This is a genomic window from Sagittula sp., from assembly GCF_052825245.1.
Genome location: NZ_JBRBWD010000038.1, coordinates 154415 through 178724, shown reverse-complemented (window position 1 = coordinate 178724; position 24310 = coordinate 154415). Strand labels below are relative to the sequence as shown.

Below are 24310 nucleotides of genomic sequence, written 5' to 3'. Positions count from 1 at the left end.
AGATGCCTGTTCAATACGACATCACGCTGGCGATCCGCTACCTGTACGAGAGCCCGGCCACCGCGGCGCGGACGCTGCTCAGGATGCTGCCGCTGACCAACGCGCGCCAGCGGCTGATGGCGGGGCATGTCTCGGCCGATCCCGAACCGCAGCTGCGCAGCGACGAGCGCGACTTCTTCGGCAACGCGCTGACGGCGATGACCTTCGAGGAGGCGCTGGAGGACGTCTCCTTCCGCTTCCAGGGGCGGATGATGTGCCACCGGCCGGAGGCGCTGATGGACCTCTCGCCGCCGCTGGGCCTCCTGAAGGAGGACGTGGCGGCGGAACACGCGCTGGGACCGGAAAGCCCGCACCACTTCACCGGCGCCTCCGAACGGGTGCGCCCGGTCAGGGACATCACCGCCTTCGCGCGCGACGTGACGAACCCGGCGCAGACCGCGCTGGAGGCGGTGACCGCGCTCAGCACGGCGCTGCACGAGGCCTTCGCCTTCGACCCGGAGGCGACCGACGTGGCCACCGACCCGGCCGAGGCCTTCCGCCAGAGGCGCGGCGTCTGCCAGGACTTCAGCCACGTGATGATCGCGGGGCTGAGGTCGGTGGGCGTGCCCGCGGGCTACGTCTCGGGGTTCCTCAGGACCACGCCGCCCGAAGGCCAGCCGCGCCTCGAAGGGGCCGATGCGATGCACGCCTGGGTGCGCGCCTGGTGCGGGCGGGAGACGGGGTGGGTGGAGATCGACCCGACAAACGACCTGCGCGTGGCGCAGGACCACGTGGCGGTGGCGGTCGGGCGCGACTACGCCGACGTGGCGCCGGTCAAGGGCTCGCTGCGCAGCGCCGGACCGCACACGACGGAACACAGCGTCGACATGGTCCCGACCGACGAATAGGCCCGGCAAGGTGCCTTGGCGCCCCGGCGGTCCGGCCGGGCGGCCCGGCACGGCACCCCATACGGGCCGCCATCCGCAAAAACGCCGGACCGCTCCCGACCTTCATCTTGGCGAAAATACCTCGGGGGAGCCGCCGCAGGCGGCGGGGGCAGCGCCCCCACCGCGCGGGCCTTGCCCGCGCGCGGATCGGCGCGCGTCAGCGCGGCGAAACCGGCAACCCCGCTCAGGCGAAGAGGCCGGCGTAGGTCTCGCGCAGCACGTTCTTCTGGACCTTGCCCATGGTGTTGCGCGGCAGGGCGTCCACGACGATCAGGCGGCGGGGATGCTTGAAGCGGGCGAGCTTCCCGGCCACGTCGGCGGCGATCGCGTCGAGGTCGGGGGTGGCGCCCGCCTCTGCCACCAGCAGGCCCACCGGGGTCTCGCCGAAATCCGGATGCGGCACGCCGATCACCGCGCTTTCCAGCACGCCGGGCTGGTCGTCCAGCACCAGCTCGATCTCCTTGGGGTAGATGTTGAACCCGCCGGAGATGACGAGGTCCTTGTTGCGCCCGACGATCACCACGTGGCCCTCCGCGTCGATCATCCCGAGGTCGCCGGTGATGAAGAATCCGTCCTCGCGCAGCTCGGCGGCGGTCTTCTCGGGCATCTGCCAGTAGCCCTTGAAGACATTGGGGCCGCGCACCTCGATCACGCCGATCTCGCCCTGCGGCAGGTTGGCGCCGGTCTCGGGGTCGCAGACCTTCAGCTCCACCCCCGGCAGCGGGAAGCCCACGGTGCCGGCGCGGCGCTCGCCGTCGTAGGGGTTGGAGGTGTTCATGTTCGTCTCGGTCATGCCGTAGCGTTCGAGGATGCGGTGGCCGGTGCGCTCTTCGAAGCGGACATGGGTTTCGGCCAGCAGCGGCGCGGAGCCGGAGACGAAGAGCCGCATGCCCGCGGCCAGGTCGCGGGTGAAGCGCGGCTCGTCCAGCAGGCGGGTGTAGAAGGTCGGCACACCCATCAGCGCGGTCGCTTCGGGCATGCGGTCCAGCACGGTGGCGGCGTCGAACTTCGGCATGAAGATCATCGCGCCGCCCGCGACGAGCGAGACGTTGGTGGCCACGAAAAGCCCGTGGGTGTGGAAGATCGGCAGCGCATGGATCAGCACGTCGTCCGCCGTGAAGCGCCATTCGGTGGCGAGGACGGCGGCGTTCGACAGCAGGTTGTCCTGTGTCAGCATCGCGCCCTTCGACCGCCCGGTGGTGCCGGAGGTGTATAGGAAGGCGGCGAGGTCGTCCTTCGTCCGTTCCACCGTCACGAAGGTGTCGGGCTGGCCCGCGGCAGAGGTCGTCAGCGTGCCCGTGCCGTCGGCGTCCATCGTCTCGACGCGCGCGCCGAGGCGGTCGGCGATGGGCTCCAGCACCGGGACGGCGGCACTGTCGCAGACCACGACCTTGGCGCCGCTGTTCTCGATGAAATAGCTCAGCTCGTCTGCGGTGTAGGCGGTGTTGAGCGGCAGGAAGATCACCCCGGCCTGCACGCAGGCGGCATAGAGGGCGAGGGCCTCGGCGCTCTTCTCGACCTGCATGGCCAGCCGGTCCCCGGGTTCGAGGCCGAGCGAGGTCAGCACATGGGCGATGCGCGCAGCGTTGCGGACAAAGCTCGCATGGGTCAGCGTCGTCCCGTCGAGCAGGTGCAGGAAGGGCGTGTCCTTGCCTTCGTGCTTGCCGAAAAGGGCGTCGTAGAGCGGGTTGGCCATCGCATCACCTGTCCTGAATTCGCGGTCCGGGGTGTTCTGGCGGAGCCGGTCGCGGATGTCGAGAGGGCGGCGGTGATGGAGGACGGGGCCGGGGGCGTCACGCATCGCCCGCCGGGGATCGTGCTTGATGCGCCCTTGGCGCGGCGTTTGGTGCACGAAAACGGGCGTTCATTGGTGGACCGCGAGGGATCGGGCCCGCGGCATGAGGCGGGGCGGCCCGGCATCGTGCGCAAAGGGCCGATGGAGGGGCGCTTTCTGCACGGAAAGGGGCGTCTGGCGTTGGATCGGAGGCTTTTCCGGTTCGCGTGAGACAGGGGCACGCGCATGTCCTGCACGGCGGGCCGCTGGCCGGGCTTTTGCCGCACGGAAAGGGGCGTTTGCGGTCGGATCGGCGCGATCGGTGATGGGCGCAGCGAGGGACCGACGCTCAAGCGCGACGGTCCTCTCCGGCAAGCTGTGTGCCTGCGCGCGCCGGTCAGGCGGCGTCGCGGAGGACGGCGCGGGTGGTGCGGGCGAGGCGGCGGATGCCTTCCTCCAGCTTCTCCGGAGGGTTCAGCGTGAAGTTCAGCCGCATCCCGCCATGGTCGCGGTGCGCCGGGTCGAAAACGCTGGAAGGGGAGATGCACACGCCTTCCGCCAGCCCTGCGCGCATCAGCGCGTCGGTGTTCAGACGGCTGTCGCGGGCGCGGGCCCAGACGAACATGCCGCCCTCGGGCTTTTCCCAGGTGAACCAGTCGGAGAGGTGCGTCTCCATCGCGGCGCAGAGCGCATCCCGGCGGGCCCGGTACATCGACAGGATGTGCGGGCGGATCGCCTCCGGCACGCCGCGTTCGAAGGCCAGCGCGGTGACCATCTGGCAGAGCCCGGAGGAGAACATGTCGGTGCCCTGCTTGGCGGCAGAGAGCGCCTCGATCATCGCGGGTTCGGCGATGGCCCAGCCGATGCGCAGGCCGGGGGCCAGCTCCTTCGACACGGTGCCGAGGTAGATCACCGGGCTGCCGGGGCCGGCCATCTCCAGCATGGTGGGCAGGGGGGCGCCGTCGTAGTAGAGCGCGCCGTAGGGATCGTCCTCCACCAGCCATGTGCCGGTCTGGCGGGCGGCGTCGATCAGGGCGCGGCGCCGGTCCGTGCCGACGAGGCGTCCGGACGGATTGGAGAAGTTCGGCACGGTGTAGGCGAACTGCGCGCCGGTCATGGCGGCTGTCGGGTCGAAGCCCGGATCCTCCAGCACCATGGGCCGGTAGTCGGGCATCCGCGCGCGCCATGTGTCGAGCGCGCCGAGGTAGGCAGGCGTCTGCACGGCGATGGTCTGGCCGGGCATCACCAGCGCCAGTCCGAGGGCGGCCAGCGCCTGTGTGCCGCCGGTGGTCACCAGCACGTTGTCACGGGTGAGCGGCAGCGCGTCGTTGGAGAAGCGCGCGGCGATGGCGTCGCGCAGCCGGGGCTGTCCGGGCACCGGGCCGTAGGCCAGCGATTCCGCCGGGAAGTCCCGCACCGCTTCTTTAGCCAGGTCGGCCAGCGCCTCCACCGGCCAGGCGGAGGGATCGGGCAGCCCGCCCGCCAGGTTGATCAGGCCGGGGATCTGGCCCGCGGCGAGGAAGGTGGAGGTGACATCGTTCGTCTGGCTGAGCCAGTCGGCGAAGGGCGGGTGGGACATGGCGCGTCTCCGGTCGGATGGATGGGGCGCGGGGCAGGGACCGGGTCCGCCCACGTGCCGGGACTGGCCGTCCTTAACACGGAAAAGTTGCCCGGGCGTAGCCCCGGATTGGAAGTTTCCGCAGGGGCAACTCTTGTGGGTACCGACATAAGTGGCGGTCTGCACGCGCCCAGGCCACAAAATCTGTGCCTTTTTTCGCCTAATTTCGGATTAGGCCCTGTCTACTGAACAAAGATGATTTAGTGTTTCCGCCAATGAGACACGGGAAAGGAACGTGCATGGGGCTCCGGGGGTGGCGGCGTGCAGGCAAGGCCTGTGGTGTGATGGTTCTGGCCATGTGCCCGGGTATCGCGCCCGCGCTCGACAGCATCAATTTCCAGTACGTCGGCGACGTGTCGGAGGAACTGCGGGACATCCTGCGGGCCGTTTCGACCTTGTCGGAGATCGAGTCGCGGGAAGAACAGCCGCCGCAGGACGTCATGGCCGCGGCGCAGGGCGACTACACCCGGCTGGTCGAGGCGCTTTATGCGCAGGGCTACTACGGGCCGAACGTGCGCATCCGCATCGACGGGCGCGAGGCGGCGACCATTCCGCCGTTCGAGACGCCGGACCGGATTTCGCATATCGACGTGATCGTGGAGCCGGGCAAGCGGTTCGTCTTCGGCGACGCGGTGGTGGCGCCGGTCGCGCCGGGCACGCCGGAGACCGAGCAGTTCGACAGCGGCGAGCGGGCGCGGGCCAGCGCCGTGCGCAACCGCACGCAGGACGTGATCACCGGCTGGCGGCAGGTAGGCAACGCCACGGCGCGGGTACAGGACCAGTCGATCACCGCGCGCCACGAGGCCGGTATCCTCGACGTGATCGTGCGCATCGATCCGGGCCGTCAGTACCGCTTCGGCGAGGTGATCGTGACCTCCGACAGCGCGGTCAAGGATGCGCGCATCCGGCAGATCGCGGGCATTCCGCGCGGCGGGGTCTTCGATCCCGACGAGGTGGACAAGGGCGCGGAGCGGCTGCGCACCGTCGGCACCTTCCGGTCGGTCACGCTGGAAGAGCGGCCCGGGCCGGGCAACGAACTGGACATCCTGATCGACGTCACCGACCGCAAGCCGCGGCGCTTCGGCTTCGGCGCGGAGCTGTCCTCGAACGAGGGGCTGAAGCTGACGTCCTTCTGGCTGCACCGCAACATCTTCGGCGGGGCGGAGCGGTTCCGTATCGACGGCGAGGTGCGGCAGCTTGCCGGGCAGGACGTGAAGCCGGATTACGAGATTTCCGCCCGGTTCGAGAAGCCGGCGGTCTACGGGCCGGACACGCTGTTCTTTGCCACCGCCTCGGTCAGCTACGAGGACGAGCCGGATTACATCTCGCGGCAGGCGGGCTTTGGCATCGGTGTCAGCCAGGAGTTCAGCGACACGCTGACCGGCGAGATCGGCCTGACCCTGTCGCGGTCGGAGATCACCGACCTCTACCTGCCGGGCGAACCGGAGCGGACGCTGGACGTGCTGGCGCTGCCGGTCTCGCTGACGTGGGACAAGCGCGACGATCAGCTTGACGCGCGCAACGGGTTTTTCCTGCGCTCGGCGGTGGAGCCGTTCACCATCCTGTCGGGCGACGACGCGGGCGCGAAGTACGATTTCGACGCGCGGTACTACAAGGCCTTCATGGAGGACGACGCGGTGGTTGCCGCGGCGCGCCTGCAACTGGGCGGGCTGTTCGGGCCGGAGGCAGCGGATGCGCCGCCGGATTACCTGTACTACTCGGGCGGCGGCGGCACCGTGCGCGGCCAGCCCTTCGAGTCGCTCAATGCGCTCTATTCCGATGGCACGCGCCTTGGCGGGCGCAGCTTCGTCGGCCTGTCGGGCGAGGTGCGGGTCGACGTGACCGGCAAGCTGGGCATCGTGGCCTTTGCCGACGCGGGCTACATCGGCCCCGAAAGCTTTTACGACGGCAGCGGCGACTGGCACTCCGGTGCCGGGATCGGCGCGCGCTACAAGACGCCGGTCGGCCCGATCCGCTTCGACATCGCAGGGCCGGTGTCGGGCGATACGGGCGACGGCGTGCAACTCTATATCGGGATCGGGCAGGCCTTCTGATGCGGCTTCTCCTACTTTGCCTCTGCCTGCTGTGGCCCTTTGCGGTCGTGGCGCAGGACGAGAACAGCGACCGCGGCTATATCCAGGGGCTTCTGGAAGACGCGCTGTCGAACGACAACATGACGGTGCGGCTGGAAGGGTTCCGCGGGGCGCTGTCGTCGCGCGCCACGGTCGACCGGATCACCATCGCCGATCCGCAGGGCGTCTGGCTGGAGGCGGCGAACGTCGCGCTCCAGTGGAACCGAAGCGATCTGTTGCGCGGCCGGGTCGAGATCCAGGAGATCTCGATGGAGACGCTGTCGCTGCCGCGGCTGCCCAGTGCCCCGTCCGAGACGCCGGCGCCCGAGGCGCGCAGTGCCTTCGCGCTGCCCGACCTGCCGGTGGCGCTGATCCTCGAACAATTGCAGGTCGACACGGTCGAACTGGGCGAGGCGGTGATCGGCGAGGCGGCGCAGCTGCGCGTGACCGGCTCTGCCTCCCTCCAGGGCGGCGAGGGGCAGGCGGAACTGAACATCGAGCGGCTGGACCGGGGCGGGCAGATCGCGCTGACCGGCAGCTATTCGAACGGCACGCGGGTGCTGGGGCTCGACCTGTCGGTGCGGGAGCCCGAGGGCGGTCTTGCGGTGTCGCTGCTGGGCGTGCCGGGGGAGCCGTCGCTGGCGCTGACCCTTCAGGGCAATGCGCCGATCGACGATTTCGAGGCGGAGCTGACGCTGGCCACCGACGGCACCGAGCGGCTGGCCGGGACGGTGATCCTGCGCGCCGACGGCAACGAGGACACGCGCCGCTTCCGGATGGACGTGGCGGGCGACGTGGCCTCGCTGGTGGCGCCGCAGTACCGCGAGTTCCTGGGCGACAGCGTCTCGATGACGGCGGAGGTGCTGCAGCAGGCGGACGGCGCCACGGAGCTGAGCGAGCTGGAACTGAGCGCGGAGGCGCTGCGGCTGACCGGCTACGCCCGGATCGGTGCGGACGGCTGGCCGGAGCGGCTGGACCTTCAGGGCGGGATCACCCCGCCGCAGGGCGAGCGCGTGGTGCTGCCGATCCCGGGTGCCGAGACCAGCGTAGCGGGTGTCACGCTTGAGGCCACCTTCAACGCCGAGGAAGGCAACGGCTGGAGCCTGCAGACCGTGGTCGAGGGTTTCGACCGCGAGGGGCTGGGCACCATCGACCGGCTGTCCCTGTCGGGCAACGGCGAGATTGCGCGCGACGAGACGCGGGTCACGGGGACCGTGCGGCTTGGCGTGTCGGACCTCGGGCTGGACGATCCGGCGCTGGCGCAGGCGGTGGGCCCGGCGCTGAACGGCACGCTCGATTTCGGCTGGCAGCCGAGTTCGCCGCTGCTGATCACCGATCTCGACCTGTCGGGCGCCGACTACGGGCTGGACGGCGAGGTGTCGGTGAGCGCGCTGGACGCGCTGAACCCGGTGATCTCGCCGGATGTGCGGCTGAGGGCCGACAACCTGTCGCGCTTTGGCGCACTGGCGGGTCTCGACCTCGACGGTTCCGCCGAGGTGCGGATCAGCGGGGCGGTGCTGCCGTCCTCGGGCGGGTTCGACATCGCGCTGAACGGCACGACGCGCAACCTTGCCACCGGCATCGCGCAGGCCGACCCGCTGCTCGCGGGGAGCGGATCGATCCGGGTGGAGGCGCGGCGCGACGAGACCGGGCTGTTCGCCGACGTGCTGCGCATCGCCACGGCGGCGGCGCAGATCAACGGCACGGCGCAACTGGCCAGCGGCACCGGGCAGGCGGACCTCGACATCGTGCTGAACGACACGGCGCTGCTGCTGCCGGGGGTCGAGGGCCAGTCGGACATCGCCGTGACGGCGGTGCAGGGGCCGCAGGGCTGGGACATCGACCTGAACGGCACGATCCCGGACGTGGCGCAGGTGCAGTTCGACGGCACGGTCGATCCGGAGGCGCAGAACGGTCCTTCGGTCATCGGCGCGCTCGAGGCGCAGGTGTCGCGGCTCTCGCCCTTCTCCGAGCTTGCGGGGCGCGACCTGTCGGGCGCGGCCAACCTGTCGGTGAACGGACAGGGCGTGGTCGGCGCGCAGACTTTCGAGGCGACGGTCGAGGCGCGGACGACCAACGTGTCGGTATCCATCGACGCGGTGGATGCGCTGCTGGACGGCGTGTCGGACCTGTCCTTCACCGCGCGGCGCGGCATCGACAAGCGGTTCGAGCTGCAGGACCTGAAGTACGACGGGCTGGGCACGATCCGGCTGGACGGGACGGTGACAGGGTCTTCGCTTGAGGATGCGGAGGTCGACGGCAAGTTGCTGGTCGACGTGCCGAACCTCGCGCCGCTGAGCGGTGTCGCCGGGCGGCAGATGTCGGGCAGCGTGCTGGCCAACGTCGATGCGACGGGGCAGGTGATGCAGGGCCCGCTGACCCTGCGCGGCAATGCCCGGACGCAGGACGTGGTGACTGGCCTCGACCGCTTCGATCCGCTGCTGACCGGGCGGTCGGACCTGCAGTTCGATGCGCGGCGGAATGCGGAAGGGCTCTATACCCTGAGCGCGTTCACCTATCGCGGCATCGGGACGATCACGCTGGACGGAACGGTGACGGGCACCTCGCTGGAGGATGCCGCCATCGACGGCCGTGTGCAGGCGGACCTGCCGCGGCTGGCACCTTTGTCCGGTTTGGCCGGGCGGGAAATGTCGGGTGCGGTGATCGCCGATGTCACCGCCTCGGGCACGATCATGTCCGGGCCGCTGGAGGTTTCGGGCACGGCATCGACGCGCGACGTGGTGCTGTCGCTGCCCTCCGTCGATCCGCTGCTGGCGGGGGCCTCCTCGCTGCGCTTCGCGGCAGAGCGGGACGCGGAGGGGCGCTATACCCTGAGCGACCTGAACTATGACGGCGTGGGCACGGTCACGCTGGACGGCACGGTGTCTGGCTCCTCGCTGGAGGATGCGGCCATCGACGGGCGCGTGCAGGCGGACCTGCCGCGGCTGGCGCCGCTGTCGGGCCTTGCGGGACGGCAGCTTTCGGGCGCCGTGGTGGCCGATGTGCGGGCCAGCGGCACCCTGATGTCGGGACCGCTGGACCTGTCGGCGGACGTGCAGGCGCGCGACGTGGCGCTGTCGATCCCGGCGGTCGATCCCCTGCTGCGCGGCACCACGACGCTGAACGTCACCGCCTCGCGCGATGCGTCGGACGTCATCACCGTTTCGTCGCTGTCGCTGGACGGCGCGGCGAGCCTGCGCTTCTCCGGAACCGTGGCGGGGCTGATGGACGACGGGCAGCTTCGGGTCGACGGGCGGGCGCAGGGCAGCATGCCCAACCTTTCCGCGCTGGCGGGGCTGACCGGGCAGGCGCTGCGCGGGTCGGTCACCTTCGACACCGATATCGCGCTGGTGCAGCCGGACGGGCCGGTGGACGTGACCGGCACGGTGACGGCGCAGGGCCTCGGCATCGGCAACCCGACGCTGGACCCCTTCCTTGCGGGCACCACGCGGGCCGACATCGACATCCAGCGCACCGCGGGCGGCGCGCTCAGGATCGAGCGGCTGGTGGTCGACGGCTCTTCCATCGACGGCTCGGTCAGCGGGTCGCTGTCGGGGCAGGCGGCGGACCTGAGGCTCGACGTTTCGGTTGCCGGTCTGGAGCGGCTGGTGCCGGAGCTTCCGGGCACCGGGACGGTTTCGGGTACGGTGCGGCATTCCGGCGGACCATGGCAGGTGGACCTGAACGGCACCGGGCCGGGCGGGGTTGGCGCGCGGGTCAGCGGCACGGCGGCGCAGGACTTCTCGACCGTGAACCTGAACCTGAACGGCACGGCGCCCCTGGGGCTGGCCAATGCGCGGCTGGCGCCGCAGTCAATCACCGGCGTCCTCAACTTCGAGGTGGCGGTGAATGGGCGGCCCTCGCTTGCGGCGATCAGCGGGCGTGTGTCGACCACCGGCGCGCGGTTGGCGGTGCCCTCGCTCGACATCTCGCTCGACGGGATCGCGGGTGGCGTGGGGCTGAACGGCGGGCGGGCGGAGCTTGACCTGACGGGCAACATCTCGACCGGCGGGCAGGTGCGGATCACCGGACCGATCACGCTGTCGGCGCCGTACAACGCGCAGCTCGTCGCCACGCTGGTCGATGCCGGGCTGCGCCGCGCGGACGTGTTCGAGACCACGGCGGACGGGCGCATCACCGTCGACGGGCCGCTGACCGGCGGCGCGCGGATCGCAGGCCGCATCGACCTTGGACAGGTCGAGGTGCGCATCCCCAATATCGGGCCGAGCTATCAGGCGCTGGACGGCCTGAAGCACGTCAACATGCCCTCGGACGTGGCGCTGACGCTGAAGTTCGCGGGGCTTGGGCCGAAGGTGCAGCCGGCGCAGGGCGGGGACGGCGGCGCGCGCGCGGCCTATCCCATCGACCTGACGGTGAACGCGCCGAACCGCATCTTCGTGCGCGGGCGCGGGCTGGACGCGGAACTGGGCGGCTCCCTTCGGCTGACGGGCACCACGGCGGACATCGTGCCGGTGGGGCAGTTCGACCTCGTGCGCGGTCGTCTGGACCTGCTGGGCCGCAGGCTGGACCTGACGGTCGGGGAGGTCGCGCTGCGCGGCAGTTTCGACCCCTACATCCGTTTCGCCGCGGTCAGCCGGGTCGAGGACACGGAGATCACCATCTCGATCGAGGGGCCGGCCACCTCGCCGGAGCTGACGGTGACCAGTTCGCCCGACCTGCCGCAGGACGAGGCGCTGGCCTTCTTCCTCTTCGGCCAGTCGGTCACGAACCTGTCGCCGTTGCAGGCGGTGCAGCTGGCCGCCGCGATCCGGACGCTGTCGGGGCAGGGCGGGCTTGGCCTGACCAACGAGCTGCGCAATGGCCTTGGTGTCGACAACCTCGACATCGGCACGTCGGAGGACGGCACCGCCGAGGCGCGGGTCGGCAAGTACATCTCGGAGAACATCTACACCGACGTGGTGGTCGGCAGCGACGGTACGAGCGAGATCAACCTGAACCTCAACGTCACGGATTCGGTGACGGTACGGGGACGGGTCGGGTCCGACGGCACCAGCGGCCTAGGCGTGTACTTCGAGAAGGATTACTGACGCATACCCCGGAGGGGGCCGTGTGAGGGACAGGGCCGGGGGCGGAAGCCTCCGGCCTTTATCTTTGGGGCTTGGGGATGCGGACCTGTGAAGCGGGTAGCGAACGCTTTGCGCGTGGTCGGGCCGGTTCGCTTGGCAGGGCCTTGAATGACCTCTGGCGTGGCGGTTGTGCCGGGACGGGCCCGGAGAGCCGGCCCTGTCAGCCGAGACGTGGCTACTCCGCGTCGGGCTGGTTCGGCGGGGCGGCGCGGGTGAAGGCGTCGATGCCGTCGAGCGTGGCGTAGATCCGGGCGATGGTCGGCCACTGTTCGGTGGCGATGCCGAAGCGGCGATTGTTCCAGACCTGCGCATAGAGGCAGATGTCCGGCAGGCCCGGCGTGTCGCCGATGCAGAAGGTGCCGGTTTCCGGCGACGCGGCGAGGATGGTTTCCAGCGCCTCGAAGCTTTCGGTGACCCAGTGGGTGAACCACTCCTTCTGCGCTTCGGCGGAGGCGCCGTAGGAACGTGCGATGTATTGCAGGACGCGCAGGTTGTTCAGCGGATGGATCTCGCAGGCGACGGTATAGGCCAGCGCCCGCGCCTTGGCCCTGAGCACCGGGTCGGCGGGCAGGAGCGGCGGCTCGGGGTGGACGTCGTCGAGGTACTCGATGATCGCCAGCGATTGGGACAGCAGCGTGCCGTCGTCCAGTTCCAGCACCGGCACCAGCCCGGCGGGGTTCTTGGCGAGGAATTCGGGCGTCCTGTGGGCGCCCTCCTTCAGGGGCAGCGCCACGTAATCGTAACCCAGCCCCTTGAGGTTCAGCGCCGCCCGCAGCCGGGTCGAGGTGGAGGAGCGGAAATAGTTGTGCAGGATCATGCCCGTCAGCCCCGTGGTCCGATGCCGAAGGTCAGGTCGGGCAGCCCCATGATCGAGACGGTGCAGGTGTCGCCGGAGGTCAGCGCGCCGACGCCCGCGGGCGTGCCGGTCATGATCAGGTCGCCGGGTTTCAGCGTCATGGAGCGGGACAGGATGGAGATCACCTCCGGCACGGTCCAGATCATCTCGGCCAGGTCGCCCTCCTGCCGGACGGTGCCGTTCACGGTGAAGCGGATGCTGCCCTCGGACAGGTGGCCGGTGCGGCTGACGGGGTGCACCGGGCCGATCACGGCGGAGTTGTCGAAGGCCTTGCCGAAGTCCCAGGGGCGGCCCAGCTCTTTCGCGGCGGCCTGCAGGTCGCGCCGGGTGAGATCGTTGCCCGCGGCATAGCCCCAGATGTGCGAGAGCGCGTCCGCCTCGGAGATGTCGGCGCCGCCGGTGCCGAGCGCCACCACGAGCTCGGCCTCGTAATGCAGGTCCTCGGTTTCCGGCGGGTAGGGGATGGTAGCGCCGTGGCCGACGACGGCGTCGGCGGGCTTGGTGAAGAAGAAGGGCGGTTCGCGGTCGGGGTCCTTGCCCATCTCGCGGGCGTGGGCGGCGTAGTTGCGCCCGACGCAGAAGATGCGGCGCACCGGGAAGCGGTCGGCGCTGCCGGCCACCTCGACGGAGGGTTGCGGCTGGGGGTCTATGACGAAGGACATGGTGCGATTCCCGTTCTGGCCGCCCGGCGGGGCCGGGCCTTGCCGGATCAATAGCGCAATCCGCGGGGCAGGTCAGTCATCCGTTTTCGGCACGGCGCCGGGACGGGGTGGGGGCTGCGCGCTATTTGCCATGGTGCGCGGGCTCTTCGCGGGGCCTGCGGTCTGCCGGCTTGGCAGAGAGGCGCCGCCCGGATTATCCATGACGGGGGCCGAGTGGGGGGAACGCGGGTGCTCGACATGCTTTATCCTGTGCTGTTCGTGGGCGGCACCGTGCTGATCGCCTGGACGGTCTATTTCACGGTGCGGCTGTTGGCGGGGCAGCGCTTCTCGGACGACACGCAGACGCTGGCGGGATCGGTGATCATCCGTGTCTCGGCGCTGCACGGGCTGATCCTCGCGCTGGTCTTTGCGCAGGAGCTGGTGGATTACACCCAGTTGCAGGGCAACCTGACGGAGGAAGCCACCGCCATCGCCGACATCTGGAACGACGCGGCCCGCTACGGCGAGGATGTCGCGGCACAGGTCCAGCCCGCGCTGACGCGTTACACCCACCTGGTGGTGGAGGAGGAATGGCAGGAGCTGGCCGCCGACCGGGCGCTGAGCGCGGAGGGCTGGCAGCTGCGGGAGAAGATCTACCTCGCCGTCCTCGACCTCGAACCCCGGACCGCGCGGGAGGAGGACCTGCGGACGCACATGGTCCACAAGGCGCAGCTGATCGCGGAGCTGCGGCAGGCACGCCAGAACACGGCGCTGCACGAGGTGAACATGCTTTTCTGGGTCGCGGCGCTGTCGGGGCTGGTGCTGGTGACGGTGCCGTATTTCGTCTTTTCGCCGACGCGGCTGCACCTGATGCTGCTGAGTGTTTACGGCGCGTTCAGCGGGCTGGTGATGTACGTGATCTACGCCTTCTCGGACCCGTTCGAGCAGCCCGGCGCCCTGAGCCCGGTGGCCTTCCAGCAATTGCTGAGGACGGAGATCGGCGGCTCCTAGAGCCAGTCGAAGAGCGCCGCCAGGTCGGGCTGCGGTGTGACCGGCCCATGCGCCATGGTCATCCGTGTCACCGGCCAGCCCAGCATCACGCGCAGGGCGGCGCGGGCGTCGTCGCGCGGGGCGGTGGCCAGCCGGAACTTGCGCGGCACGCGGGGGGCGGGGGCAGTCATGCCGTCGAGGCGGGCCACGACCGACCGCCACCCGCGATAGCGCCGGGGCGACAGGTGTTGGACGAGGTCGGTGAAGAGGATCGTGCCGGAGGGGCGGTGGAAGGGCACCAGTTCCCGGGCGAGGCGGGTGGGAAACAGGACCATGTCGAAGACGCCCTGCCAGGCCGCGGGGGCGGTTTCGACCACCTGCGCGCGGTCGGGCCCCGCGACGCCGGGGGCCGTCCAGACGGCAGCGTCGGGGAAGGCCGTGGCCCAGTCCGCCAGCCATGTGTCGTGCAGGGCGTTCGGTGCAAGGATGTTGGCCACGGGACCGAGGCCGGCCAGTGCGGCGCGCAGGTCGTCGGTCAGGCGGATGGGCGAATGCACCCACAGCCCGCCGTCCGGCAGCCGGGCCACGATCATCCGGGTCGGATAGCTGAACCCCAGCGCCGCCACGACGTCCGGGCCGCCGACGCTCCAGAGATTGTCGTCGAGCGGATCCAGCATGGGCATCGTCCTGTGTGAGGGGGCAGGGTGGGCGTCGCGCGCGGGGGCCTTCCACGCAGGAGCATCGGACCACAGGCGCAAGGGCAAAGCAAACACGAAGGGCGGGACCGTGGCCCCGCCCTTGCGCCTGTCTAAAAGGGATACGTCAGATCGCGGCGAGTTCGCCCGCGAGGTCCTTCATCTCTGTCCCGCCGGCCATCAGGCGGCGGATCTCGTCGTGGGTCAGCTCGCCCTTCCTGCCGGAGCCGATGACTTCGCCGAGGGCGAGGAAGGTGAAGCGGTCGCCCACGAGCTGCGAGTGGATCTCGTTGTGGGTGATGAAGATGATGGCGATGTCGCCGCGCTTCTTCACCCGCATGATCGTCTTCAGCACTTCCATCTGCTGCTTCTGGCCGAGCGCGGAGGTCGGTTCGTCCAGGATCAGCACGCGGGCGCCGAAGTAGATGGCGCGCGCGATGGCGAGGGTCTGGCGCTGGCCGCCGGACATGGTGCCCACGGCCTGCGTCGGATCGGAGAAGTTGATGCCGATCTTGGCCATCTCGTCATGGGCGATCTGGTCCATCTCGGACATGCGCATCGTGCCGAGCGGCCCCTTCAGTTCGCGGCCCATGAAGAAGTTGCGCGTCACCGACATGAGCTGGTTCAGCGCGAGGTCCTGGTAGACCGTGCCGATGCCAGCGGCCGTCGCATCGCGTGGCGAGCGGAAGTTGACCGGCTTGCCCTCGATGTAAAGCTGGCCGGAGGTCGGTTCGTGCACCCCCGCCAGCGTCTTGATGAGGGTGGACTTGCCGGCGCCGTTGTCGCCCAGAAGCGCGTGCACTTCGCCGGGGTAGACCTCGAGGTTGACGCCGTTCAGCGCGGTGAAGGGTCCGAACTTCTTGATGACGTTCTCGACGCGGAGATAGGGTTCGGTCATGTCGCGCACTCCCTGTTCCGGGTCGTCGGTGTCTGGACGGTGACGGTCATCATATCCCCCCCGTGATGCGCTTGCGGATGCGTTCGTTGGCGAAGACCGCGGCCAGCAGGATGGTGCCCACGAAGACGCGGAACCACGACCCGTCGATCCACGGGATGAAGAACACGGCGTTGGCCACGAGCCCCACGGTGATCGCCCCGAAGGCCACACCCAGGATGGAGCCGAAGCCGCCGGTCATCAGCGTGCCGCCGACGACGGCGATGGCGATGGCGAAAAGCTCAAGCAGGTTGCCCTTGGCGGCGTCCGCGGTGTTGGTGTCGAACACCTGGCAGGCGGCGAACATGGTGGCGCAGAAGGCGGTGAACATGAACAGGCCGATCTTCACCTTGTTCGTGGGCACGCCGTTGGCGCGGGCCGCGTTCTTGTCGTCGCCGGTGGCGTAGATCCAGTTGCCGAGCTGGGTGCGTGACAGGACGAACCACGCCACGCCCGCGATCACCAACCACCACAGGAAGCGCGCGTCGAAGCCTGTGACCCACTGTTCGCCGCGCCGGTTGAGGTTGCCGCCCAGCATGAACCACGCGTCGTAGAACCAGCCGAAGACCTCGCCGCCGAGGATGTTGGCGAACCATGAGGTTTCCTTGAAGTCCTGCAGGCCGGAGATCTGCGTCGACTGGTTGATGAGCCGGTAGGAGGCCTCGGTCGCGCCGCGCAGGAAGAACAGGAACGCCAGCGTCACGATGAAGGACGACAGCCCCGACCGGACCACGATCGTGCCGATCACCCAGCCGAGGAAGAGCGCCGCGGTGAGCGCGATCAGGAAGGCGGCCACGGGCAGGCCGGGCGGGATGCCCAGCGGCAGGAAGCCGTATTTCAGCACCATGGCCATGATCATCCCGGTGAAGCCGATCATGGAGCCGATGGAAAGGTCGAATTCGCCTGCGATCATCAGGGCGGCGGCGCCGGTGGCGATGATGCCGTACTGTGCGACGATGGCGATGTTGTTCTTGAGGCCGAGCGGATTGAAGGCCTTGAAATCCGAGGCGATGGCGAGTGCCACGACGATCACCAGCATCACGCTGAACGCGCCGACTTCGGGCCGCCGGAGCAGTCTCTGAAGCCCGGATTCCCTCACAAGCCTGTCCGCTTCGCTGCGATCAGACATCCTGTCCCCCTTTTTGTCGATTGGGTCCCGTCCTCCCGACGGGCAAGGTCTCTTGCAAGAAGGGGGACAGGCGGTTGTCCGTCTGTCCCCCCATTGTCACCTTACAAACAATGCCGGTGCCTTAGCGGTTCACGCCGGCCTGGTCTGCCACGTCGCCTGCGTTCGACGCATCGACGAAGCCCGGGCCGGAGGGCACGTCGGAGCCCGGCAGCATGCCCGCGTTGGTGTTGTAGAGATGCAGGAAGATCACCGGCAGGTAGCCCTGCAGGCGCTGCTGCTGGTCGATGGTGTAGGCGACCTGGCCCGCCTCGATCAGGTTCATCACGCCCGGCGAGAGGTCGAAGCAGGAGAGGTGCACGTCGGCGCCCACTTCCTCGACCGCGGCGGCTGCGGCTTCGCAGACGTGCGGGCCGGTGGCGAGCAGGCCGTCGATCGACTCGTCCGCCTGCAGGGCGGCCGCGGTGCGGGTCTTGATCTGTGCCACGTCGTTCGACACGTCGATCATGTTCAGGTCCATGCCCATCGCGTCGAAGTAGCCCTGGCAACGGTCCGCGAGCGCGGTGTTGTAGGCTTCCTGGTTCAGGCAGAGCGGCTTGGTCACGCCTTCTTCCTTGGCGCGCTCACCGGCGGCCTGGCCCGCGAGCTTCTCGGGCTGGCCGATGTGCATCAGCGCGCCCACTTCCTTCGACGCCTCGAGGCCGGAGTTGATGGTGATGACCGGGATGCCGGAATCCACCGCACCCTTGATCGCGCCGCCAAGCGCATCGGCGTCGGGCAGCGAGACGATGATGCCGTCCGGCTGGGTCGCGGCGGCCGCCTCGATCAGCTTGGCCATCGCGGACATGTCGCCGGATGCGTCGTAGTTGTATTCCAGTTCGGCGCCCACGGCGGCGGCGGCGTCCTTGCCACCCTTCTCGACGACCGGCCAGAACGGGTCGGTGCCCTGGGTGTGGGTGATCATGACGTAACGCTCGGCGAATGCCGGTGCGGCAAGTGCCACAACGGCGGTGGCCGTGAGCAGGATCTTCTTCATGGATGTCTCCTCCAACTGTTGTCCGGCCCCTTGGCGGGCCGTGTTGACCGTCCTCGCCCTCCCATGGCGGAACGGAACATCGGGACGTTAGCAGCGCCGCGACAACCTGTCACCCGCGCTGTGCTATCGCTAACGACTGGGGGACGCCACGGCAAGCCGTGCCGGGCCGCGCCGTGATAGATTCTTGCAAACCTGATGGAATTACAGCTAGCCCGTGATGAAATCCATCACGGGTGCGGGCACGTCCGCGGGCCGGGCGCCGCCGGGCCGAGAGGCTTTCAAACCCCGGCAAACCGGTATACCAGATTTCCGAACGGCCGCGAGGCGATGGCCGGGGGAGGACACATGGCGCAACTGACGCTTGCCGCGGGGATGTCGCGGCTCGGAACTGAATCGGCTTTCGTGGTGCTGGCACGCGCGGGTGCGCTGGCCGCCCAGGGGCGTGACATCATCAACCTCGGGATCGGCCAGCCCGATTTCCGCACGCCCGACCACATCGTCGAGGCGGCGGTGAAGGCGTTGCACGACGGCGCCCATGGCTACACCCCGGCCAACGGCCTGCCGCAGCTCCGCTCGGCGGTGGCCGCCGATCTGGACAGGCGCCACGGCGTCGAGGTGAACCCCGATCACGTGGTCGTCGTGCCGGGCGGCAAACCCACGATGTTCTTCGCCGTCCTGATGTTCGGCGAACCGGGGGCCGAGATCATCTATCCCAACCCCGGCTTCCCGATCTACGAGTCGGTCATCCGGTACAGCGGCGCCAAGGCCGTGCCGATGGCCCTTAAGGAAGAGAACGGCTTTGCCTTCTCCGCCGAAGAGGTGCTGGCCCAGATCACGCCCGCGACCCGGCTGATCATCATCAACTCGCCCGCGAACCCGACCGGCGGTGTCACGCCGAAGGAAGAGGTCGACAAGCTGGTCGCCGGTCTGGCAGAACACCCGCACGTCGCGATCCTGTCGGACGAGATCTACTCGACGATGCTCTACGGCGGGCGCGAGCACGTCTCGCTGCTGCAATACCCGGAGATCCGCGACCGGCTGATCGTGCTCGACGGCTGGTCGAAGCGCTACGCCATGACCGGCTGGCGGCTGGGCTACGCGGTGTGGCCGGAACAGCTGGTGGAGCATGTCACCCGGCTCTGCGTCAACGACCACTCGTGCGTGAACGCCGCGACACAGTTCGCCGGCATCGCCGCGCTGGAAGGCCCGCAGGACGGGGTCGCCGCGATGAACGAGGCCTTCGACACCCGCCGCAAGGTGATCGTCGACGGGCTGAACGCGCTGCCGGGGGTGCGCTGCGCCGACGCGGCGGGCGCGTTCTACGCCTTCCCCAATATCGAGGGGACAGGTCTTTCCGCCATGGAGGCGCAGACGCTGTTCCTTGAGGAAGGAGGCGTGGCCACGGTCGCCGGCACCTCCTTCGGCGCGTACGGAGAGGGCTACCTGCGCTTCTCCTACGCCAATTCGACCGAGAACATAGAAGAGGCCCTGCGCCGCATCCGCGGCCTGCTGGAGGCCAGAAAGGAAAAATAACATGACCAATCTGCTGATCGTCGGCAACGCATTCACCGAGGAAGAGCGCGGGCGTCTCGCCGGTGCCCATGCCGCCGCCTTCGTGTCCTCCCCCGAGGACATCGCCGGGATGGACACCACGCTCCGGACGGAAGTGCGGGCGGTGGCCTTCAAGGGCCACACCCCCTTCGGTCCGGAGGCGATGGACGCCCTGCCGAACCTCGGCCTGATCGCGAACTTCGGCGTGGGCTACGACGCCATCGACGTGGACGCGGCCTCGGCCCGCAGCGTCGCGGTGACGAACACGCCCGACGTGCTGAACGACGATGTGGCAGACCTGGCGGTGGGCATGATGCTGGCCTTCTCGCGCGACATGGTCCGCGGCCACGCGCTGACCATCTCGGGCGGATGGGCGCAGCAGTCGCTGCCGCTGAACCGCAAGATGTCGGGCGGCACCGTCGGCATCGTGGGCCTGGGCCGCATCGGGCGCGAGATCGCGGACCGTCTGGCGGCCTTCAAGATGGACATCCACTACTTCGCCCGCTCCGAGAAGGAGACCCCGGGCTGGACCTACCACTCCGACGTGGTCTCTCTGGCCGGTGCGGTGGACTGGCTGGTGATCGCGCTGGTCGGCGGCGAGGAGACCCGCAACTTCGTCGGGGCGGAGGCGCTCGAGGCGCTGGGGGCCGAGGGCGTGGTGGTCAACATCTCGCGCGGCACCACGGTGGACGAGGGCGCGCTCCTCGACGCGCTCGAAAAGCGCCAGCTGCGCGGCGCGGCGCTCGACGTCTTCCTGAACGAACCCGACATCGACCCGCGCTTCCGCAAGCTGAAGAACGTGCACCTGCAGCCGCACCAGGGCTCCGGCACGGTGGAAACCCGCCGCGCCATGGCCGAGCTGCAACTGGCCAACATCACCGCCTTCCTCGAAGGCAAGGATCTCGTCACGCCGGTCAACTGACCCCTCTCCCGGGCGGCGCCCGAAACGGCCGCCGCCCGGCCAGGCCCGCAAAAGCCGGGCGCGGACCGTCAACCGCCCGGCACAACCCCCTCTCTCCCGAAAGCACGACCCCCCCACCTTCATCTTGGCGGAAAATACCTCGGGGGGTGAATTGGCCGTCAGGCCAAGAGGGGGGCGGCGCCCCCCCCGCGCGCCTCACACGGACCCGGCCTCGACGAAGAAGTTGCTGGCCGTGCACATGGCGGAATCGTCAGACGCGAGGAACAGCACCATCCGGGCGAGGTAGACCGGCTCGATCAGGTCGGGCAGGCACTGGCCCTTGAGGTGTTCGTCCAGCTTCTCCGGCGTGGCCCAGAGCTCCTTCTGGCGTTCCGTCATGACCCAGCCGGGGACCACGGCGTTGACCCGGATGCGGTGCTTGCCGAACTCCTTGGCCGAGGAGCGCGTCAGCCCGTGCACGGCGGACTTCGCGGCCGTGTAGGCGGGCATGCCGGTGGATTTCTCCCACCAGGAATTCGACCCCATGTTGATGATCGACCCGCCGCCGGCCTCGATCATGCCCGGCACCACCGCCTGGATGGCAAAGAACATGTGCCGGAAGTTGGTGGCAAAGCGTTCGTCCCAGTACTCGGGCGTCACGTCTTCCCAGCCGTGGCGGTCGTCGCGGGCGGCGTTGTTGACCAGCACGGTCGGCGCGCCGATGCGGTCGGCGATCCGGGCAAAGGCCGCGCGGAGCTGGTCGATGTCGCGCAGGTCGCAGGGTTCGAAGGCCAGCTCGCCCTCGGTATCGGCGACCAGCGCCTCGGCGGTCTTCTCGTCGAAATCGACGAAACCCACGCGCGCGCCCTGCGCGGCGAAGGCCTTCACGATCTCGGCGCCGATGCCGGAGGCGCCGCCGGTGACGAGGACGGACTTGCCTTTCAGGCTCGGATAGATGGCAAAATCGGGCATGTGCACTCCTTTCGGGGTGTGGTGGTCCTGTGGCGTTGGTGAGCTTCGTGGATCGTGCGCCGGGTCAGCGCACGATGTCCTCTTCCAGGAAGTAACGGATGTTGTCCTCGAAGCTGTCGTCGGCCTTCAGGCCCAGGCGCTCGGCCTTCTGCGGGCGGACGTCGAGCCGCCAGCCCTTGAGGATATGCGCGATCTCGGGCTGTTCCTCCCAGCGGATCAGCTTGGCCGGCTCGGGCCCGGCGACGGCGGTCATCGCGTCGATCATCTGGCGGATGGTCCAGACCCGGCCCGGCATGGTCATGGTCGGGCAGAGCCCGAGGTCCTCGGCCGGGATCTCGGCGCCGGTCACGAGGTTCAGCGCGCATTGCTTCGGCGAGAGGTAGAAATGCGGAAACGCCTCGTCGACCGGGCAGACCGCTTCCTGGCCCTGCAGCGGCTCGCGGAAGATCGACGACATGAAAGACGAGGCCGCGCGGTTGGCCTTGCCGGGCCGGACGGAGATCGTCGGCAGACGGAAGCCGCGCCCGTCGATGAAGCCGCGCCGGGTGTAGTCGTTGACGAGCAGTTCGCCGATGGCCTTCTGCGCGCCGTAGCTGATCTGCGGGTTGAGCGCGGAGTGGTCGTGGAACGGCTGCGGCACCTCGCCGCCGAAGACGGCGATGGAGGAGGTGAAGACCAGAACGGGCTTCGTCCCGAGGGCACGGCAGCGCTCCAGCACGTTCAGCGTGCCGAACATGTTGACCTTGTAGCCGAAGTCGAAGTCCTCCTCGGCGTGGGCCGAAACGACGGCGGCGAGCAGGTAGATGACGTCGGTTTCTTCGGTGATGATCTTCGCGACGGAGGCCGGATCGGTGATGTCGCATTGCGCGGTCTCCACCGGGAAGGGCGCGTCGACCGTCTCGGCCTCGCCGATATCGGCCAGCGTCAGTTTTCTGATGTCCTTGCCGCGCAGGGTGCCCTTGTCCGCGAGGGCGCGTGCGAGTTTCTTGGCGACGACACCCGCGCCGCCGATGATGAGGATGTTCATGTCTCGTCTCCCGTGAAGATGGCCGGCGCAAGCGCGCCGCGATATTGGATGACCCGCGAGGCGAGGTCCGCCGCGCGGTGGGCCGCCTCGGCCGCGGATGCCCCTTCGGCCCGCGCGCAGAGGAAGCCCGCGGCAAAGCTGTCGCCGGCTGCCGTGCTGTCCACGACCTGCTCGACGCGGGGCGGGGCGATTTCGGCGCTGCCTTCGGAGGACGCCCATGCGGTCACCGCCGCGCCGCCGTTCTTGACCGCGACGCAGGTGGCGCCGCCATTGGCGTAGCGGGCGATGGTGTCCTCGGGCGTCTTGTCGTCGAAGACGGTCTGTTCCTCGTCGAAGGACGGCAGCACGGTGTCGGCGACGGAGGCGCCGAGCGTCAGGCCGTCGCGCATGGCGTCGGTCCCTTCCCAGAGGCGGGGCCGGAGGTTGGTGTCGAAGCTGATGTGCGCGCCTTCGGCCCGCGCGGTGGCGAGCGCATCGCAGAAGGTGCGGCGGGCCTCGGAGGGCAGGATCGCCAGCGTGATGCCGGAGAAATGGATATTGTCGCGGCCCTTCAGCATGTCCGCCAGCCGCGCCGGATCGTCGGCCAGCGTCTTTGCCGCCGACTGGCCGCGCCAGTAGGAAAAGCTGCGTTCGCCGTCCTTCAGCGAGATCACGTAGAGCCCGACGGTGCGGTCGGGGTGGCGGGCCAGCGCGTCGGTCGACAGCCCCTCGCCGGCGATGAAGCGGGCCATGCCCTCGGACACCGCATCCTCGCCGATTACCGTGCCGTAGCTGACCGTCCAGCCGGGCGGCAGCAGGCGGCGGGCGTACCATGCGGTGTTGAACGTGTCCCCGGCAAAGCCCTGCCGCAGCAGTCCTTCGCCCGCGGGCGCCAGTTCGACCATGATTTCTCCGATGGAGAGGAAGTTCACAGAAGCCCCCTTTGTGCGAGGTTGCGCATCAGGGCCGCCACGCCGAAGGTCCAGGGCGCGCAGTCGGTCGAAAGCCGCACGGTGTTGGTCAGCGCGCCGAGCTTCGGCTCGGCGATGGTCACCACGTCGCCCACCTTGTGGGTGAAGCCTTGGCCCTTGGTGTCGCGGTCCTCGGTCGGCGCGAAGAGCGTGCCGAGGTAGAGGAAGAAGCCGTCGGGGTACTGGTGGTGCTTGCCGATGGTCTGCCCGACGATGGAGGCGGGCGGGCGCGAGATCTTCGACATCGACGAACTGCCGTTGAGCGTGTAGCCGTCCTCGCCCTCGACCGTCAGGGTGAGTTCGGCGGATTCGACATCCGCCATGCCGTAGGTCTCGTCGAAGAGCCGCAGGAACGGCCCGACGGAGGCGGAGGCGTTGTTGTCCTTGGCCTTGCCCAGCAGCAGGGCGGAACGGCCCTCGACGTCGCGCAGGTTGACGTCGTTGCCCAGCGTGGCGCCGACGATGTCGCCCTTCGACGTGACGGCCAGCACCACCTCCGGTTCGGGGTTGTTCCAGCGCGACATGGGGTGCAGGCCCACGTCGGCGCCATGGCCCACGGCGGCGAGGGTCGGGCACTTCGTGAAGACCTCCGCGTCCGGGCCGATGCCGACCTCGAGGTACTGCGACCAGAGGCCCTCGGCCTGCAGGACCTTCTTGACCTCCGCCGCCTTCTCGGAGCCGGGCACGAGGCCGGCGAGGCTGTCGCCGATGATCCGGCCGACCCGGGTGCGGATCGCTTCCGCCCGGTCGGGATCGCCTGCGGCCTGCTCCTCGATCACGCGTTCGACCATGGACTGGGCGAAGGTGACGCCGGAGGCCTTCACCACCTGCAGGTCGCAGGGGGCGAGCAGCGTCAGGCCGTCCTTCCCGACGTCGGCGAGGGTGGCGAAGCTCTCGCCCTCTGCCGCGCGGACATGGGCCAGCGGGTCGTCGAGTTCGAGCAGGTCGCGCATCGTCGGCGCGGTCTTCGAGGTGATGTCCACCAGCGTGTCGCCGTCGAGCCGGGCGATGCAGGGGCCTGTGCCGGGGCGCAGGACGCGGGCGAGGAAGGTGCCTTTGGGGTCGGGGTTTCTCAGTGTCATCAGTCGTCTTTCCGTGGCAGAGGACTTTTCTTCGAAAAGTCCTGAAGGGGCAGAGTTTTCGTCCGAAAACTC

Annotated in this window: 18 protein-coding genes; 6 read left to right on the top strand and 12 right to left on the bottom strand. The window is 69.1% G+C overall.

Annotation, left to right across the window (positions count from 1 at the left end; translation table 11 throughout):
- The first annotated feature begins 2 nt into the window (after positions 1-2).
- Entirely contained in the window at positions 3-887 is an 885-nt protein-coding gene (locus ACU0DV_RS17725; RefSeq protein ID WP_100927269.1) for a transglutaminase family protein, read from the top strand.
- A gap of 223 nt (positions 888-1110) precedes the next feature.
- Here the strand turns inward: ACU0DV_RS17725 and ACU0DV_RS17720 are convergent, their stop codons facing one another.
- Both ACU0DV_RS17720 and ACU0DV_RS17715 read right to left on the bottom strand, forming a co-directional pair.
- The gene (locus ACU0DV_RS17720; RefSeq protein WP_446243071.1) at positions 1111-2622 is read right to left on the bottom strand and encodes a malonate--CoA ligase; all 1512 of its coding nucleotides are present in this window, start codon (positions 2620-2622) and stop codon (positions 1111-1113) included.
- A gap of 475 nt (positions 2623-3097) precedes the next feature.
- Complete coding sequence (locus ACU0DV_RS17715; RefSeq protein ID WP_446243072.1) at positions 3098-4279, bottom strand: aminotransferase-like domain-containing protein; 1182 nt, start codon at positions 4277-4279, stop codon at positions 3098-3100.
- 278 nt (positions 4280-4557) lie between these two features.
- On the opposite strand from ACU0DV_RS17715, the gene ACU0DV_RS17710 reads away from it, so the two are divergent.
- Both ACU0DV_RS17710 and ACU0DV_RS17705 read left to right on the top strand, forming a co-directional pair.
- The gene (locus ACU0DV_RS17710; RefSeq protein WP_446269992.1) at positions 4558-6372 is read left to right on the top strand and encodes an autotransporter assembly complex protein TamA; all 1815 of its coding nucleotides are present in this window, start codon (positions 4558-4560) and stop codon (positions 6370-6372) included.
- Positions 6372-11438, top strand: a complete 5067-nt coding sequence (locus ACU0DV_RS17705) for a translocation/assembly module TamB domain-containing protein (RefSeq protein WP_446243074.1) — start codon at positions 6372-6374, stop codon at positions 11436-11438. The genes ACU0DV_RS17710 and ACU0DV_RS17705 overlap by 1 nt, the downstream gene beginning before the upstream one ends.
- 214 nt (positions 11439-11652) lie before the next feature.
- Here ACU0DV_RS17705 and maiA read toward each other — a convergent pair whose 3' ends face one another.
- Positions 11653-12294, bottom strand: coding sequence for a maleylacetoacetate isomerase (gene maiA / locus ACU0DV_RS17700; protein ID WP_100927265.1), 642 nt, complete (start codon positions 12292-12294; stop codon positions 11653-11655).
- Positions 12295-12299: 5 nt separating this feature from the next.
- A complete protein-coding gene (locus ACU0DV_RS17695; protein WP_446243075.1) occupies positions 12300-12995 on the bottom strand; it encodes a fumarylacetoacetate hydrolase family protein in 696 nt (231 codons plus the stop codon).
- Positions 12996-13232: 237 nt separating this feature from the next.
- Between ACU0DV_RS17695 and ACU0DV_RS17690 the strand changes: the two genes are divergently transcribed.
- Complete coding sequence (locus ACU0DV_RS17690; protein WP_446243076.1) at positions 13233-13985, top strand: bestrophin-like domain; 753 nt, start codon at positions 13233-13235, stop codon at positions 13983-13985.
- Here the strand turns inward: ACU0DV_RS17690 and ACU0DV_RS17685 are convergent.
- From ACU0DV_RS17685 to ACU0DV_RS17670, 4 genes are all read right to left on the bottom strand, one after another.
- Entirely contained in the window at positions 13982-14641 is a 660-nt protein-coding gene (locus ACU0DV_RS17685) for a DUF4336 domain-containing protein (RefSeq protein WP_446243077.1), read from the bottom strand. The two genes, ACU0DV_RS17690 and ACU0DV_RS17685, sit on opposite strands and share 4 nt — an antisense overlap.
- A gap of 145 nt (positions 14642-14786) precedes the next feature.
- Complete coding sequence (locus ACU0DV_RS17680) at positions 14787-15557, bottom strand: ATP-binding cassette domain-containing protein (RefSeq protein ID WP_100930809.1); 771 nt, start codon at positions 15555-15557, stop codon at positions 14787-14789.
- Between the two features lie 49 nt (positions 15558-15606).
- The gene (locus ACU0DV_RS17675; protein WP_370313883.1) at positions 15607-16722 is read right to left on the bottom strand and encodes an ABC transporter permease; all 1116 of its coding nucleotides are present in this window, start codon (positions 16720-16722) and stop codon (positions 15607-15609) included.
- A gap of 121 nt (positions 16723-16843) precedes the next feature.
- Positions 16844-17755: a sugar ABC transporter substrate-binding protein gene (locus ACU0DV_RS17670; protein ID WP_283982827.1), complete on the bottom strand. Its 912-nt coding sequence runs from the start codon at positions 17753-17755 to the stop codon at positions 16844-16846.
- A 345-nt stretch (positions 17756-18100) separates the two neighbouring features.
- On the opposite strand from ACU0DV_RS17670, the gene ACU0DV_RS17665 reads away from it, so the two are divergent.
- Positions 18101-19288: a pyridoxal phosphate-dependent aminotransferase gene (locus ACU0DV_RS17665; RefSeq protein ID WP_283982828.1), complete on the top strand. Its 1188-nt coding sequence runs from the start codon at positions 18101-18103 to the stop codon at positions 19286-19288.
- A 1-nt stretch (position 19289) separates the two neighbouring features.
- Complete coding sequence (locus ACU0DV_RS17660; protein ID WP_446243078.1) at positions 19290-20228, top strand: 2-hydroxyacid dehydrogenase; 939 nt, start codon at positions 19290-19292, stop codon at positions 20226-20228.
- A 195-nt stretch (positions 20229-20423) separates the two neighbouring features.
- Here ACU0DV_RS17660 and ACU0DV_RS17655 read toward each other — a convergent pair whose 3' ends face one another.
- The 4 genes from ACU0DV_RS17655 to ACU0DV_RS17640 all read right to left on the bottom strand — a co-directional run bounded on the left by ACU0DV_RS17655 (position 20424) and on the right by ACU0DV_RS17640 (position 24238).
- A complete protein-coding gene (locus ACU0DV_RS17655) occupies positions 20424-21179 on the bottom strand; it encodes an SDR family NAD(P)-dependent oxidoreductase (protein WP_100927258.1) in 756 nt (251 codons plus the stop codon).
- A 64-nt stretch (positions 21180-21243) separates the two neighbouring features.
- Positions 21244-22206: a D-erythronate dehydrogenase gene (denD, locus tag ACU0DV_RS17650; RefSeq protein WP_446243079.1), complete on the bottom strand. Its 963-nt coding sequence runs from the start codon at positions 22204-22206 to the stop codon at positions 21244-21246.
- Positions 22203-23117: a sugar kinase gene (locus tag ACU0DV_RS17645; RefSeq protein WP_446243080.1), complete on the bottom strand. Its 915-nt coding sequence runs from the start codon at positions 23115-23117 to the stop codon at positions 22203-22205. The genes denD and ACU0DV_RS17645 overlap by 4 nt, the downstream gene beginning before the upstream one ends.
- Positions 23114-24238 (bottom strand): fumarylacetoacetate hydrolase family protein, encoded by a 1125-nt coding sequence (locus ACU0DV_RS17640; RefSeq protein WP_446243081.1) that lies wholly within the window; start codon positions 24236-24238, stop codon positions 23114-23116. Before ACU0DV_RS17640 ends, ACU0DV_RS17645 begins: the two co-directional genes overlap by 4 nt.
- Positions 24239-24310 lie beyond the last annotated feature (72 nt).